This is a genomic window from Phycisphaerae bacterium (assembly GCA_024102815.1).
GTDB lineage: Bacteria > Planctomycetota > Phycisphaerae > UBA1845 > UBA1845 > JAGFJJ01.
Genome location: JAGFJJ010000015.1, coordinates 1 through 13,828 on the forward strand (window position 1 = coordinate 1; position 13,828 = coordinate 13,828).

15 protein-coding genes are annotated in these 13,828 nt (G+C 61.8%); 2 read left to right on the forward strand and 13 right to left on the reverse strand.

Going from position 1 to position 13,828, the window contains the following annotated elements:
• Window positions 1-116 precede the first annotated feature (116 nt).
• The 9 genes from J5J06_05120 to J5J06_05160 form a co-directional block, all read right to left on the reverse strand.
• Complete coding sequence (locus J5J06_05120) at window positions 117-647, reverse strand: hypothetical protein (protein MCO6436448.1); 531 nt, start codon at window positions 645-647, stop codon at window positions 117-119.
• Entirely contained in the window at window positions 637-879 is a 243-nt protein-coding gene (locus J5J06_05125) for a helix-turn-helix domain-containing protein (GenBank protein MCO6436449.1), read from the reverse strand. The genes J5J06_05120 and J5J06_05125 overlap by 11 nt, the downstream gene beginning before the upstream one ends.
• Window positions 880-1,130: 251 nt before the next feature.
• Window positions 1,131-2,261 (reverse strand): MarR family transcriptional regulator, encoded by a 1,131-nt coding sequence (locus tag J5J06_05130; protein MCO6436450.1) that lies wholly within the window; start codon window positions 2,259-2,261, stop codon window positions 1,131-1,133.
• Window positions 2,262-2,392: 131 nt separating this feature from the next.
• Entirely contained in the window at window positions 2,393-2,629 is a 237-nt protein-coding gene (locus J5J06_05135; GenBank protein ID MCO6436451.1) for a hypothetical protein, read from the reverse strand.
• 13 nt (window positions 2,630-2,642) lie between these two features.
• Window positions 2,643-3,029 carry a type II toxin-antitoxin system PemK/MazF family toxin gene (locus J5J06_05140; GenBank protein ID MCO6436452.1) on the reverse strand — a complete coding sequence of 129 codons (387 nt, stop codon included), beginning with the start codon at window positions 3,027-3,029 and terminating at the stop codon, window positions 2,643-2,645.
• Entirely contained in the window at window positions 3,004-3,225 is a 222-nt protein-coding gene (locus J5J06_05145; GenBank protein ID MCO6436453.1) for a hypothetical protein, read from the reverse strand. Before J5J06_05145 ends, J5J06_05140 begins: the two co-directional genes overlap by 26 nt.
• Window positions 3,222-3,632: a hypothetical protein gene (locus J5J06_05150; protein MCO6436454.1), complete on the reverse strand. Its 411-nt coding sequence runs from the start codon at window positions 3,630-3,632 to the stop codon at window positions 3,222-3,224. The genes J5J06_05145 and J5J06_05150 overlap by 4 nt, the downstream gene beginning before the upstream one ends.
• A gap of 586 nt (window positions 3,633-4,218) precedes the next feature.
• Complete coding sequence (locus tag J5J06_05155; GenBank protein ID MCO6436455.1) at window positions 4,219-6,012, reverse strand: SpoIIE family protein phosphatase; 1,794 nt, start codon at window positions 6,010-6,012, stop codon at window positions 4,219-4,221.
• A 15-nt stretch (window positions 6,013-6,027) separates the two neighbouring features.
• Complete coding sequence (locus tag J5J06_05160; GenBank protein MCO6436456.1) at window positions 6,028-7,089, reverse strand: M42 family metallopeptidase; 1,062 nt, start codon at window positions 7,087-7,089, stop codon at window positions 6,028-6,030.
• Window positions 7,090-7,204: 115 nt separating this feature from the next.
• Between J5J06_05160 and J5J06_05165 the strand changes: the two genes are divergently transcribed.
• On the forward strand, window positions 7,205-7,360 hold the full coding sequence (locus J5J06_05165) for a hypothetical protein (GenBank protein MCO6436457.1): 156 nt from the start codon (window positions 7,205-7,207) through the stop codon (window positions 7,358-7,360).
• Here J5J06_05165 and J5J06_05170 read toward each other — a convergent pair.
• From J5J06_05170 to J5J06_05180, 3 genes are all read right to left on the reverse strand, one after another.
• The gene (locus J5J06_05170) at window positions 7,330-9,552 is read right to left on the reverse strand and encodes a S9 family peptidase (protein ID MCO6436458.1); all 2,223 of its coding nucleotides are present in this window, start codon (window positions 9,550-9,552) and stop codon (window positions 7,330-7,332) included. The genes J5J06_05165 and J5J06_05170 overlap by 31 nt on opposite strands.
• A gap of 382 nt (window positions 9,553-9,934) precedes the next feature.
• Window positions 9,935-10,615, reverse strand: coding sequence for a hypothetical protein (locus J5J06_05175; protein MCO6436459.1), 681 nt, complete (start codon window positions 10,613-10,615; stop codon window positions 9,935-9,937).
• Window positions 10,616-10,755: 140 nt separating this feature from the next.
• Complete coding sequence (locus J5J06_05180) at window positions 10,756-11,229, reverse strand: hypothetical protein (GenBank protein MCO6436460.1); 474 nt, start codon at window positions 11,227-11,229, stop codon at window positions 10,756-10,758.
• A 987-nt stretch (window positions 11,230-12,216) separates the two neighbouring features.
• On the opposite strand from J5J06_05180, the gene J5J06_05185 reads away from it, so the two are divergent.
• Entirely contained in the window at window positions 12,217-13,254 is a 1,038-nt protein-coding gene (locus J5J06_05185; GenBank protein ID MCO6436461.1) for a dihydroorotate dehydrogenase electron transfer subunit, read from the forward strand.
• Here the strand turns inward: J5J06_05185 and J5J06_05190 are convergent.
• Window positions 13,200-13,826, reverse strand: coding sequence for a thymidine kinase (locus J5J06_05190; GenBank protein ID MCO6436462.1), 627 nt, complete (start codon window positions 13,824-13,826; stop codon window positions 13,200-13,202). The two genes, J5J06_05185 and J5J06_05190, sit on opposite strands and share 55 nt — an antisense overlap.
• Window positions 13,827-13,828: the final 2 nt, after the last annotated feature.

The window sequence follows — 13,828 nt, forward strand, 5'->3', positions numbered from 1 at the left end:
GGATATTGCACCCGTATCCCAACGAGCGATTCTACGCCAAGCACCCGAAGTAGGAGCCGTATGCGGTAATTCCGCCTGTACGGATCTGTGCGGGGGCCCCGGGGCAACCCGGGGTCCTACCGCGACCAAAAAGATTCGTGTGCTTTTGAGCAGGCGCCATTCGCTTTTGAGTAGGCGCGATTCTCATCCTGGAGTGGCGCTTGTTTTTTTGAGTACTCGTCACCACGTGTTTTTGAGTGGTCGTCACCGCGTTTTTTTGAGTAGTATTCAAGGTGTGCCCTTGCGGCCGCAATGCTTTTGAATCTGATCGACTCGATGCTCTTCAGGGCACTGGGCGATCCGGGTATGGCGTAACATTTAACCCCCTGGCGGCCGAGCCTTCCGATGCACACGATGAAGTTCGCACCCTCCAGCAGGGCGGCGTGGCGGTACATGCCAGCGATTGACAAACCAGCCTCCTCCGGAAAGTCACCGCCCAACAGCGCCACGCCAAGGGTTCCACCGCAGAAGGGCGTCCATCTACAGCGCCGTGCGATTGTCCGCAGTGTGTTGCGCTGATGTGCGGTCATCCGCCGGAAAGCGTCGCTGTCGCGAATCCACGCCGGCAATTCTGGCGGGCCGGTGGTCTTTGCCCGGTCACTTGCCATTCCGGCCCCCCGGTGCTTGGTTTTCGAGCCAGAGCGCGAGCGTAGTCATCTTCCAGCGAAGCAACCGTCCGATCCGCGCATCCGGGGGGGGGAAATTGCTACGCGCGATTTCACGGCGGATAGTCCTCTGAGCGACACCTACCCATTGGGCGATCTGTTCAATGCCAAGCAGCGGGTCGCCCATGAGCGGGGGCGGGAGTGTCGGCGGTGCCACGTTCGTGTCACTTGCCATCAGAGCCCCCCTTCGTTGGGGCCGTCGCCGTTGCACGCTTCAAGAGCTCGGCCTCGACAGCCTCAGGCACAAAGAGCAGGCGAGCCCCAGCCTTGAGTGCAGGGAGCCTCCCAGCATCGGCTTCGACTCGAAGCCACTTCTGCGTAACGCCCAGCCGTCGGGCCATCGTCAGCAGGGGGACTAGTTTTCGTTGTCGGGGTTCGGTATCCATGCCCGGCATTGTGGCCGAGCCTCAAAACGCTTGGGGGGATTTAATGTGGATGCAATGGGGATTTTGTGGGCGTGATCTTACAATGCAGCTCACGTCCCGCTTGCGTGATCGCGACGCCCTTGCGGATACCCATACGCACGAGCAGCCCGAGCCTAATCAGCTCCTGGCAATTCCCGGAGAGAGCCCCGCGATCGTGGCCGAGGGCAGCCGTAAGATCGATCAGCTTCGTCGCCGTCGGCCGTCGAGAAAGCTCGTCCAGAATCTCGTGCTGGGCGTCCGTGAGCACGATCTCACGGGAGGCTGCGGTCAGGCTGGCCCTGTCCTCTGAAATAGACGGCGGATTGCGTGACGGCAAGCCAACTGCTTGGCGAAGTTGGCGCAGCTCCGCCGCCATAATCTTCGCGGTCCCGTCCTGCCGGTTCTCGGCTCGGATTCGATCGAGAATCTGCCCGCAAAGGTAGGCCCACGGCGCTTCTCGAATCAGCGTGTCCTTGTTCACCCGTGTCCAGGAGGCAATTAACTGCTCCCTGTGTGCACGGCGCGTATCGCGCCTCAATACGTGGGGCACAATCAAGCCGAGTTCGAATCCGCCGGCAGGGATCGTGGCGCCGCCGTCCGCGTCGATGATTCCGTGGCGCTCCACGAATTCCAGGAATTCCCAAACCTGCTCACGCGATGGCGCGACCTCGGGCGGGCCCCATGCGCCGGAACGGTCCACGAGCGTGGCCGGCCAGTTTTCCGGCTCGTGCAGCCCGATCGCGTTGGCGAGGTCCTCAAGCCGCGTGGCAGCTCGATCGCAAAAGCTGCGGCTCTGATCGGGCTTGGCGTTGAGGATTTGCTGCGCCAGCTCGTGGAGTTGCTCCAGTGTCGCATGAAGCGCGGTACTGTTGCACACGGCAGCGGAATCACACCACCGAGCGAGAACGCGAAGGTGGGCTCGCAGGGTTTCCTTTGCTCGCTCAAGCTCTTCAAATCGAAGCGCCTTGGCCGCGTCGCGCAGGGCGTCGAGGGCCTCGAACTTCTCCTCAATGGCGAGACTCGCACTTTTCGGCGGGTCGGCTGCTTCCTCAGTCGTCGCACCGCGGGCCTTGTCAAGGGCCTTCGTGGCGGTCTCGGTTGGCTTGATTGGGCGGCGGTTCTTCGGTGCGCGTGGGCGTGTGTTCGTCGACATGGTCAGCATCCTTTCTGGCTGGCTGATCGGGCAGCAGCTCGGGATGCTGAGTCGAGCTGCCGCGCCGATCACGCGGCCCTGGCCGGGGCACCAGCAGTATTCAGATTACAACGCGGCGACTGGGCCGCAAGTCATTCAACCGCGCGGCGAAGGTGCCGCAGAAGCACCTGCTCTTTCCTTCCGTCGGGCATCTGCACCAGCGCCGCCGGCTGCGGTGACGTGCCGAAGCCGCTTGGAGACCCGTCCGGGCTCGGTCGGCTCATCTCCGACATTTGCCCGCAGGGACCCAAGTAGGTCACGCGGGCGACTTTCACCGTGCCTTCGTACAGGTCCAGCTCGTCACCCTCGCAAAACTCCCTGGGATTCATGGGATCTCTCTGGCTATAGCTTCGTTTGCGGATCGGACCCGACCGAGAAAAGCGACTGTATCTTGCGCAGCACGGCGCCGAGCTGGCCGGGCGGAAGCGTTCCCAACAGGCTCTGGATTACGACTCGGCTCAGCGTCATGGGCTTCGACCACTTCACGGTCGACGCAAACTTGAGCTTCGTCTGCGGGAAGAAAGGGTCCGTGTTGCGAATCGGAAAACCGAAAGGGTCGTTCTCCCAAACGCGGGAGCTGATCGGAACGGCTACAAAATCCTCCCCGCGGTTGAAGTCAGCGTGCGACACGACAAGGGCCGGACGCACTTTCGCTGCCGTCGCATCCGTGAATGGGTAGTGAACGAGCAGAATCTGCCCGGCATCAAGAGGTATGTCCCTCGGTCCCATCGTAGCGGTCCTCTTCAGGATCGTCCCAGAACGCAAGCACACCGGATGCCTCGATGATGTTCATTTGATCCACGGTGGTTGCGTCCGCAGGGCACGTGACAACCGCGCTGGGGACCGCATAGGAACTCTGCGTGCTGAGTTCGTCTTCGGACACCGTCGGCGTCGGACTCATGTTGATGGTATTTTCCGAGATCATGATCTCGTGGGCTCCTGCACTTGCAGCACTTCAAAGGGCCTCATCAGTACCAAGTGCTTGTTTCCCCAGAATCGGACGTAGTAGCGACCGGGGTCCGGGAAAACCACGTTGTTGAAGATGAAGTGCATATCGACGGTTGTCAGCGGATCGACTTCATCGGGAAACGGGCCCTCGGCCCAGACGATGACCTGATCGGTCTCCGCCTTGACGATTTCGAGCCGCGCGGTGGACTTCGGTCTAACTCCAGTAACGGCAGCAAATACGCCCATCCGGGGGTGCTTCACCGGGAACTTGTGGGCCGAGATGCTGCTGAACAGGCCGACGAGCGCGATCTTGCCGCCTGGCTCCTGGTAGATCGTGTCGCACACGACCAGGGCTATCGCTGTCGGTTTGACTTCGCTGGTCATTCCTTCGACCCTCGCTTCCGAGCCTTCGTGACTTGGCTCTCTGCCGCTTGATGGAGCACAATTCGAATCCATGCGGAGAGGTCTTGGTCTGCCGCCTCCGCTGCCAATCGAAAAGCGGTCTTCTCGTCCTCGCTAACGCGCAAATCGAGCCGATGCTGGAGCCGTTCCTTCGGCGCTTTCCGTGGCCTCCCTCTCTTCATGTAAATAGTGTACACACAATTATGACCGGAAGCAAAAACGGTTGACAGCCGGTCAATTCATCGTCCGAGAAGCCGGCCGGCTCATTCCTGGGGCGCCGGACTTGCACCCGAAGCGCCGACGATGACTGAGATTGTCGTCCGAACCGCCTCGGGCAGCTCCGCCCAGGCTTCAATCAGGGCGTGGAGGGCCGGATCATCGGGAACGCTAATGCAACGGGGCGTGCAACAGCCTTGCGGATCGGCCTCGAAATCGGCGTTCTCGGCATCGAAAACCGCGTTTTCCGGAGGTAGCGCGCTTGGTTTGGGACCAAGAGGCCGCGGGTTCGAATCCCGCCGCCCCGATTAGACTTGATAATTCCAAGGAAGTTGACGCAGATTCGCGAAGCTCACTTCACTCTCACCACGACAATCGTGATATCGTCCGTCTGCTCGGCCATGCCCGCATAGCGGCGGACGTCCCAGAGGAGCTGGCCGGCGAGTTCTTCCGGACTGCGCTGTCGATGGCGGTGAACGGACGCGATGAAGCGTTCGCGGCCGTAGGGACGTCCGTCGAAGTTGAGAGCGTCGGTCACGCCGTCGGTGTAGAAGATCAGCAGGTCCCCGAGTTCGAGCGGGACGATTTCGGAGACGAACGCCTCGCGGGCGTTGATGCCGATGATACCGCCCCCGGCGGCGAGTTCGATCTGCTTGTCTCCCCGGAAAAGCAAGGCCGGCGGGTGGCCCGCGTTGCAGTAGGTGAATTCCATTCCATCGGTTGAGAACACGCCGTAGATCATGGTGGTAAATTCGCTGACCAGCGTGTCGCGAACCACCTGGCGGTTCATGAGGGTGAGGGCTTCGTAAATGCTGCCGGCCGTGAGGGCGTAGGCGCGGAGCGTCGACCGGACCGAAGCCATGAGCAGGGCCGCGGGGATTCCTTTGCCGACCACGTCGGCGACGCAGAGTCCCCACTTTCCACCGGGCAGCTCGATGAGGTCGTAGAAGTCGCCGCTGACCTCGAGCGTGGGAACATACGAACAGCCGAACTCCAGCCGGGGGTGCTGCGGGAGCTTCGCGGGGAGCATGCGGCGCTGGATCTGAGCGGCGTTGTGCATCTGGCGGCGGACGATTTCGGTGCGGGCGCGTTCCTCGTGAAGCTGGCCGTTGATGATGGCGGCGGCAGCCTGCGTGCCCATCGAGCGGAGCAGCGTCACTTCCTCGTCACTGAATTCATAGCGATGGCCGGTGTAGACGCGGATGACGCCCACAGTTTTTCCGCGGTAGGTCATGGGAGCGCAGAGTCCGCTGACAATGCCCTCCCGCCGCGCGTTTTCGGGGTAGCGGATTCGCGGGTCGTTGGGCGCGTCGGCAATGTAAACCGCCTCGCCGGAAAAGGCGGCCTTATCGATGGCGTTATCCTGCAAGGTGACCGGCCCCTTGCGGAGGTATTCTTCGGAGAGATTGCAGGTCGCGCGGATGACGAGTTCGCCGGTTTCCTCGTTCAGCAGGCGGATTCCGCAGGCCTTGACGGGCAGGACTTCGACCACCTGCCGGACGGTGACGTCGAGAATTTCCTGCAATCGCGGCGTCCCGACGAGAAGCTGTGAAAGTGAGTGTAGTGCATTGAGATCCGCAAGTTGTCGCTCGATGCGACGCGCCTGGCGATAGAGTGTCGCGATGATCGACGCCAGCGTGTCGGCGAAGCGGCGGATGGCCTCGGGGGAGCCGCCACGCAGCGGATTGATCATCTTTGCGTCGCGGTGGAGAACCTCGGCGTCGAGCCCGTATTTTTCTGCCAGGTGAACGCACGTCTCACGCCCCGGTACGGGATGGGCCCGCGTGCCGACGACGATCGTCGCCAGCGCTTTGTCATCGTCCTGAATCGGCGTCGCGTAAAGGGTCATGCCGTCGAGGCATCGCACCAGATCCGATTCGCCGACCGATCCGGCGGACAGACGAAGCGCACGGGCAAATTCCAGCCTACCCGGAAAGGACGTGCCGATCAGCCACGAATATCGGCTGCCCCACGTCGTGCGCGTAAGGGGGTCGCCGCCAACCGTGCAAATGGTAACCGTCATGCGCCCCAGTTCGGCGAAGCGATCCTGGACGTACTGGAGCGTTTCCGCATGAACAAGGCGGAGCAGTTCCGCGGCGCTTCCTCCTGCGGGAGGAGGTTCGGCCGTCGGCTTTTCTGGGGCCATCGCGCTGTGCTCCGCCTAACGAGGGATGAAGTCGGTCCGCCGGTCGATGCGACAGATGGTCTCGGCCAGCAGCCGGGCGCATGCATCCAGATCGGAAAGACTGACGATCTCCACCTGGGTGTGCATGTAGCGATTGGGAACGCTGATCAAGGCCGTCGCCACGCCGGCGCGGCTGAGCTGGAGGGCGTTGGCGTCCGTTCCCGTGCTGCCGGGCGCAGCCTCCCATTGGAAGGCAATACGCTTGCGCTTGGCGGTATCGACAATCAGATTCTCGAGCGGGGGATTGATATTTGGTCCGCGGGAGATGGTCGGTCCCGCCCCCAGGCGAATGTCGCCATTCACGCGCTTGTCGATATCGGGGTAATCGGTGGCATGGGTGACGTCTACCGCGATGCCCACCTGCGGGTCGATGCCGAAGCATGCCGTGCGCGCTCCGCGCAGGCCGACTTCCTCCTGCACGGTACTGACCGCGTACAAGGCGCACTTGATCTTTCGCTCCGCGCAGAGCCGCAGTGCCTCCATGACGACGAACGTTCCGCACTTGTTGTCGAACGCAGGGCACGTCACGAAGTCGTTGGCGAGATGCACCATCTGCAGCTGGAACGTGGCGGCGTCGCCGATGCTGATGACCTGTTCGGTCTCCTTACGGTTCTTGGCGCCGATATCGATCCAAAGCTCACGGAGCTCGACTTTGCCTCCGCGCTCCTCGGGCTTGAGTACGTGAATGGGGCGGCGACCGATGACCCCCTCGATCGGTCCGTGCTTGCTGTGAATGACGACCCGAGTGCCGGGCAGCACGCTAGGGTCAATCCCACCGATCGCGCCGAAGAAGATGAATCCGTTCTCGTCGATGTGGCGAACCATCAGGCCGATCTGATCGCAGTGGCCGGCCAGCATTACGCGGGGATAGCCGTCAGGATTCAGAGCGACCTTGACATTGCCGTGAACGTCCGTCTCGATGGAATCGGCGAAGGGCTTCATGCGCTTCTGCACGACGCGCTGAACGGGCTGCTCGAAACCGGAGGGCGAAGGAGTTTCCTGGAGAGACTTCAGAAACGTCAACGATTCCTTTCGCACGCCGATATTCTCCCTTCCACTTGGAGTTGTACACACGTAAGAACGCGCCGGGTCAATGGTCGCCCCGGTTGGCGCGGAGTGTACGGCCGCTGGTCTCGGGCTACAAGCGCGCTTGGTGAGCGCATATCTGTACGGGGCGGGGCGACTTCCCCTGCCCTCCTTCAATGTCACGAAACAACTCGCCCCCGCGGCGCGACATGTCGGCTGCGGGGGCGAGGCGATTCTGCGCAGGCTGGTGATTTACCGGGCGGCGTTTGCCACGCGCGGCTGATTCCAGCCCAGGGCCGCCGGATCGACGTCCATCCGCAGGACGGCCGTGAGGAAAGCAAGCTGATCGGCAGCTTCCTCGATCCGTTTCGACGTCGGCTTGCCCGCGCCGTGTCCTGCCCGCGTCTCGATGCGGATGAGTACGGGGTTGTCGCCGCGGTGAGCTTCCTGGAGCGTTGCCGCGAACTTGAAGCTGTGTGCCGGGACGACACGATCGTCGTGATCGGCCGTGGTGATCAACGTGGCCGGGTACCGCGTGCCCCTCTTGATGTTCTGCAGTGGCGAGTAGGCATAGAGTGCCTTGAACTCGTCCTCGTTCTTCACGGAACCGTAGTCCGAAGTCCAGGCCCATCCGATGGTGAATTGCTCGAAGCGGAGCATGTCCATCACGCCCACGGCCGGTAACGCGGCGCCGAAGAGATCGGGACGCTGGGTCATGGCCGCGCCGACGAGCAGCCCCCCGTTGCTGGCGCCCGAGATGGCCAGTTTTGCAGGACGTGTATAGCCGTTGTCGATGAGCCACTCGGCGGCGGCGATGAAGTCGTCGAAGACGTTTTGCTTCTTGAGCTTCATGCCCGCTTCGTGCCACTCCTTGCCGTATTCGCCGCCCCCGCGGAGGTTGGGAACCGCGAAGACGCCGCCCATCTCCATCCAGACCAGGTTATTGACCCGGAAGAACGGGGTAAGCGAGATGTCGAATCCGCCGTAGCCGTAGAGGATGGTGGGGTTGTTGCCGTTGAGCTCCAGGCCCTTCTTGTGTGTGATGAACATGGGCACGCGCGTGCCATCCTTGCTCTGGTAAAAAATCTGACGCGTGACGTATCGATCGGGATCGAAATCGACCCTGGGGCGGAACCAGATGGAGCTGTCGCCGCTGTTCACGTCGTAGCGGAAGATCGTGCCGGGATCGGAGAAGCTCGAAAAAGCGTAGAACGTTTCTTTTTCGTCCCACTTGCCGCCGAATCCGCCGGCGGAGCCGAGACCCGGAAGTTCGACTTCGCCAAGCGAGCGGCCTTCCGGTGTAAAGACGCGAATGACGTTGTGCGCATCCTTCATGTATGTCGCGAAAAGCTTGCCCCCGACAATGTTGGCCCCCTCGAGCACATCCTCATTCTGAGGGACGATCTCCTTCCAGTTTGCCGGAGAGGGATTGGAGAGATCGATGCTGATGATGCGCGAGCGCGGGGCGTCTTTGTCGGTCCGGATCCAGAAAGTCGTCCCGCGGTTTGCGATGGGCGAATACGCCGCCTCAAACTCGTTGATCAGCTCAACGACCGGCGCGTTGCGAATGTTGTCCAACGTCGAGCCGGCGCTGAACTGGAGATCTTTGTAGAAGACCAGATTGCGTCGATCGGTGCCCTTCCAGACGTTGATAACCAGGTATCGGCCGTCGTCGGTGACACCCCCTCCGAAGCCCCACTCCTTCTGGTCCGGGCGATGATACACCAGAATGTCATCCGACTGGGGCGTTCCCAGAACGTGGTAATAAAGCTTCTGGTAATAGTTGGCTTCCTGGAGCTCTTTGCTCGGATCGGGAGCGTCGTAGCGGCTGTAGAAAAACCCCTTGCCGTCCTTGGTCCAAGATGCGCCAGAGAACTTGACCCACTTGATGACGTCACTGAGGTCCCGCGCGGAGTTTACGTCGCGGACGTGCCATTCCTCCCAGTCCGAACCGCCGGAGGAGACGCCGTAGGCCAGAAGCTGCCCATTGTCGTTGACGGCCGTTCCCGAGAGCGCCACCGTTCCGTCATCCGACAGCTTGTTGGGATCGAGCAATACGCGTGGCGCGGCGTTAAGAGAATCCGCCACGTAGAGCACGCTCTGGTTCTGGAGTCCGTCGTTCTTCGAGTAGAAGAAGCGGCCGCCTTCCTCTTTGGGCATACCGCGTTTTTCGTAGTCCCAGAGTTCCGTGATGCGCTCCCGAATGGCGCTGCGGGCGTCGATGGAATTCAGGAAATCGAATGTCACTTGGTTTTCCGCCTTGATCCAGGCCTGCGACTCGGGTGAGTCCGGGTTTTCCAGCCAGCGGTAGGGATCGGCGACTTCGACGCCGTGATAGACGTCAACGACGTTTCCCTTGTGGGCCTTGGGGTAATCGAAGTGATGCCCCGTTCCCGCGCAACCGCCAAGCGGGAGGAGCAAAACAGCCGGAAGCAAACCGGCCGAAGCCAGAACAAGAAGCCGACTCTTGGACATGATGGGGTTCCTTGACTTTTCCAGTGTTGGCCCTGCGCGTCGAAACGAACATCGCAGCAACCCCCTCCGGATTGCGTTGGGTCGACGTGTCCGTCCGTCCGGACACGGGAGCCTCTTTCTGAGGTTCTAATCGCAGGCGGAATGCGCAGCAATAAGCGGGCGGTGACACCGCCTCGTCGCCGACGATTTTCGACCGTTACGTCTAAGTCGCGGAATCGAGTCCCATGTCACTCTCGCTGCTGCAGGAATCCTCTCACGCACGGCCTGCTTGCGGGAACCCAGGCCCGACGGAGAGCGACGAGGGGACTCGCCCGCGCGCAGGACCGGGAGGGGATTTCCTTCCACCCAACCGGGCTGTGCGGGCAGTTCAAAGGTCGAGTTGCTACAGGCCGAATTTGATCGCCGCACCGCAAAGCAGGATCACGAAACCAGCTGCAGCATGGCTGAACCGCTCCATGTACCGAAAGTGAAGGGCGCCGACTCCGGCGCACGCCAGAACCACAATGCTGGTCATGGTTGCAATCGTGATCGCACCAAAGACGGTGGTGACCAGCAGGACGTCGGTCCAATGTCCACCGGCGGCCGGGTACATGAGCATGGGGATCAGCGGTTCGCACGGGCCGAAAAGGAATATCGTGAACAGAATCCACGGGGTCAGAGACGTGGCAGTGGAGGAACCGTCTGCCGGCTTCGCTGGGTTGTGGATGTGCAGGTGATCTTGCTCGTGGACGTGTTCGTGGGCGTGAACGGTGCCGTCGTCGTGGACGTGGAGGTGTGTGTGCGGCCGATTCCGCAAGCCGCGCTTGATGCCCCACAACGTGTATGCAAGTCCGAATGCGACCAACAGCCAGCCCGCCAGATCGCCGCGGAAGCCCTCAATGCTCTCGAGCCTGAAGACCGCCACGCCGAGTGCGATGCCACCCAAGCCGAGAGCTACAGAACTGAGCACGTGGCCGAAGCCGCAAAGCACAGTGATCAGGATCGTCTTGCGGAGTGACCATCGTCCCACGCGAGACATGGCCACAAACGGCAGGTAGTGGTCCGGACCGAAAAGCGTGTGCATGAACCCCAGGGATGCGGCCGTTCCGCAGAGAATCAGCGTTTCATTCAAGGTCAGTCTCTCTTCGTACGGGCAGCTACGTCGATCGGGTGCCTGGACGACACTCGCTAGTGGCATTCTTCATGCCGAACGCCGCTGGGGAGCTACGGGAATGTCTGCCCGCATCGCGGGCAGCGCTCCACCCGGCCGTCCGTGTGCGGCACGACCCATCGTCCGCCACAGGCGGGGGAATAGCAAGGCCGCGCGCGATGCCCGGTCTTCTGCTCGCACTTCGGGCAGGTTACGGGGAAGTCGTTAAACCCGAACTTGCGCTGAATGACGAAGTGATAGCCGCATTGCGGGTTCGTGCAGAGGAGGTGAAAGTCGGCCGTGACGGCGCGCTCGCTCGCCTCCTGGGGCAGGGGGTTGATCGCCGTCGTCAGCCAGGACGCGGACCAGAGAAGCACGACCGCGCCCAGCGCGTACGTCGCATAGCGAACCGGCGCCGCCTCCCAGATCATATGCGGGTTTTCCTGGCATGCGGCAATCCAGGCGCGAAAGTGCTGGCGCAAAACCGGCGCGCGCTGACGCGCGATCTCGCTCCACTCCGCGATGCGTCCCGGACGTTCCTGTGCCATGATTTCCTCGCGCGGATCGTCGCGTGTTCATTCTAGGCTGCCTGGACGTGCTGTCGCGAGGGCCAAGGTGCGATCCAAGCGAGTTGTGACAAACTCTCCGAAAAAGGGCGAGACTGACCGGGGAAGGGGGTGAGCCGGTACACCCGGTCAGTCCGCCGGCGCGTTCGCATGGCGGCAGTCGGTTCTCCGATCGGCAGCGGTGGGGCGCTTCACTGGGTAACGAATCGACGGTGTGCTTGACGCTGAGACTCCCTCGTCGGGCGCGGCCTTTCGACCGCGCCCGACGCCCCCCGGTAAAGGGAGTCACTGATTCCACTTTGAGGACGCCGGGCTTCGTGTCGCGTATGCGGGCTGATTCGCCGCGGGACGCGAAACCCAATCCCCCAAGGTTCCTTCACTTCTCCTCCGGCCGTGAACTTGGCCGATTCCACCCCTTCGACGGACCATATTCTCAACGTGCTCAAGGCCGAGGAGAAGGGTGCGATCGTAACCTTCTCATTACAAATATGTTACGGCTTATCCAGGCAGAGGCGACACTTGGTGTGCGGGAAAGTGCGTCGTGACTGGCTGACGAGTCCGGCCGGTATGTTGCGGGAAAGGGCGCGGCGAGAGGACTTCAGGCAGAGGTTGTGTCGTTTTCGGACGAATGGCCGATCGCCAGATTCACGTTCTCCTGAAATAAGGCGAAGATCCGTAATTATATCGTACACAATAGGTTAGCGACTCGTACCAGCAGATTCTGCGCAATGCATTTCCGTTGACAGTCCGGTCCGATGAAGGTACATACAGCGGTCGTATGGAACGCGATTTCGTCGCTGAACCGGCGACTCTCGATTTGCGGCTTCTAACCAAGCCGTGGCGGACTTCCGGGGTTGGAATGATCTTCCAATCCCGGAAGTTTTTTTGCGCAGTGAGCTTTGCTTGGCTGTTGATTTTCTTCACGTGCAAGTTCGATGCGCTCGTTGCCTCAAGCAGGTCCAAGTATCCATGAGCGCCGCTCCCGATTCGTACGAGATCCGTTCGACGCCAATTCGCGATGCGCATGTCGTCTCGAATGTTCCATTGTGCCGGGACCACTACCGGCTGATGCTCGCTATTGCGGGCACGGTCCCTGCAGAGCCGGGTCAGTTCGTTCATATCGTTCCACCTGAGGACGGATCCGGCGACTATCGGACGTTCGCTTGGAGCGACGGCGGGCCATCTCGGATGTGGTTCGAAGATACGCAGCGTCCGCTTCTTCGTCGGGCGTTCAGCATTGGCGGGCTTCGATCAATCGGAGAATCTCGTCCGCCGCGAACGGAAATTGACCTGATTTATCGCGTTGTGGGATCCGGTACGCGTTGGATGGCATCGCTCGGAGAGGGCGACTCGGTGAGCCTGCTCGGCCCGCTCGGGAACCGTTTCCCGATCCATGCGACGAAGAATCACGCGTGGCTGGTGGCGGGCGGAGTGGGGCTGCCACCGATTCTCTGGCTGGCGGAAGCGCTTGCCCGCTCCGGGAAGCGCGCCGTGGCGTTTTGCGGTGCGCGAACGCGCGAGTTGCTGCCGCTTGGATTGAGCGGCGAAGTCAGTCCGGATGCGGCCGCGCTGTCGGCGACACTGTGCATTTTGGATTTTTCGGCGCATGGCATCCCGGCTGTAATCAGTTCGGACGACGGCACGCTGGGGCTGCGCGGTTCCGTTCTGGATGCGCTTCGCGCATTTCACAGTACGAGGAATGCGGTGTCGCCGGACGATCTGGTCGTGTACACGTGCGGTCCCGAGGCGATGATGCGCGCCGTAGCGGCTTGGAGCGTGACTGAGGGAATCGAATGTCAAGTCTGCATGGAGCGATCGATGGCCTGTGGGATCGGTACCTGCCAGTCCTGTGTCGTCGCGTTGCGGTCCGAGGGTTCCGTTTCCTGGAAGTACTCGCTTTGCTGCACCGACGGTCCGGTCTACGACGCGCGTCGCATCAGTTGGGATGAGCCTCAGCGACCGTCGGGCCCCGCGGCCGGTACGGGGTTCGTTCCGAAAGGCATCTGATTCTCGGGCGGAGCTTCCTTGGGGGGATGCCAGCAATCGCCGCACCTGGCCTCGTAGGATTCGGGACCGCCGATCAATCGCCCCTGGATGATCGGGGTCGTGCGCTGGGTGCGATCCGCCTGCCGCCCGCAGCGGGCGCAGGTGGCGGTGAGTCGATTCACTTCGTCGGCCACGTCGAGTAACGACCGGACCACCGGGAATCCAACCCCCCAACTGTCACGATCCAGCGCGGTGACGAGCATGCTAATGCCGCGCTTGCGCAAGCCAGTTGCGACTTCCACGAGTCCCAAGCTGAAGAAGTGCCCTTCGTCGATCGCGACCAACTCTACGCCGGGGGGAACACGATCGGGAATCTCGGCGGCACTTCGGACGCAGGAGGCCGGCAGGGCTTTGCCACCGTGGCTTACGACGGAATCGACAAGGTAGCGGTTGTCCAGCGCATGCTTGAAAATAATGTAAGGGGAGGATGGGTTCGCCAATCGGCGGAACAGCTCGGTTGTCTTTCCAGAGAACATGCAACCGCAAATGAGGGTGAGTCGGCCGAGGGTCGGCGGGTCGACGGACTCGTTCATAC

Bases quoted from the DNA above. Each gene is read 5' to 3' on its own strand.
- J5J06_05145 (MCO6436453.1), bottom strand. From the start codon at position 3,225: ATGATCTCGGAAAATACCATCAACATGAGTCCGACGCCGACGGTGTCC.
- J5J06_05155 (MCO6436455.1), bottom strand. From the start codon at position 6,012: ATGGCCCCAGAAAAGCCGACGGCCGAACCTCCTCCCGCAGGAGGAAGC.
- J5J06_05190 (MCO6436462.1), bottom strand. From the start codon at position 13,826: ATGAACGAGTCCGTCGACCCGCCGACCCTCGGCCGACTCACCCTCATT.
- J5J06_05170 (MCO6436458.1), bottom strand. From the start codon at position 9,552: ATGTCCAAGAGTCGGCTTCTTGTTCTGGCTTCGGCCGGTTTGCTTCCG.
- J5J06_05185 (MCO6436461.1), top strand. From the start codon at position 12,217: ATGAGCGCCGCTCCCGATTCGTACGAGATCCGTTCGACGCCAATTCGC.
- J5J06_05140 (MCO6436452.1), bottom strand. From the start codon at position 3,029: ATGGGACCGAGGGACATACCTCTTGATGCCGGGCAGATTCTGCTCGTT.
- J5J06_05135 (MCO6436451.1), bottom strand. From the start codon at position 2,629: ATGAATCCCAGGGAGTTTTGCGAGGGTGACGAGCTGGACCTGTACGAA.
- J5J06_05150 (MCO6436454.1), bottom strand. From the start codon at position 3,632: ATGACCAGCGAAGTCAAACCGACAGCGATAGCCCTGGTCGTGTGCGAC.
- J5J06_05180 (MCO6436460.1), bottom strand. From the start codon at position 11,229: ATGGCACAGGAACGTCCGGGACGCATCGCGGAGTGGAGCGAGATCGCG.
- J5J06_05125 (MCO6436449.1), bottom strand. From the start codon at position 879: ATGGCAAGTGACACGAACGTGGCACCGCCGACACTCCCGCCCCCGCTC.
- J5J06_05175 (MCO6436459.1), bottom strand. From the start codon at position 10,615: ATGCACACGCTTTTCGGTCCGGACCACTACCTGCCGTTTGTGGCCATG.
- J5J06_05130 (MCO6436450.1), bottom strand. From the start codon at position 2,261: ATGTCGACGAACACACGCCCACGCGCACCGAAGAACCGCCGCCCAATC.
- J5J06_05120 (MCO6436448.1), bottom strand. From the start codon at position 647: ATGGCAAGTGACCGGGCAAAGACCACCGGCCCGCCAGAATTGCCGGCG.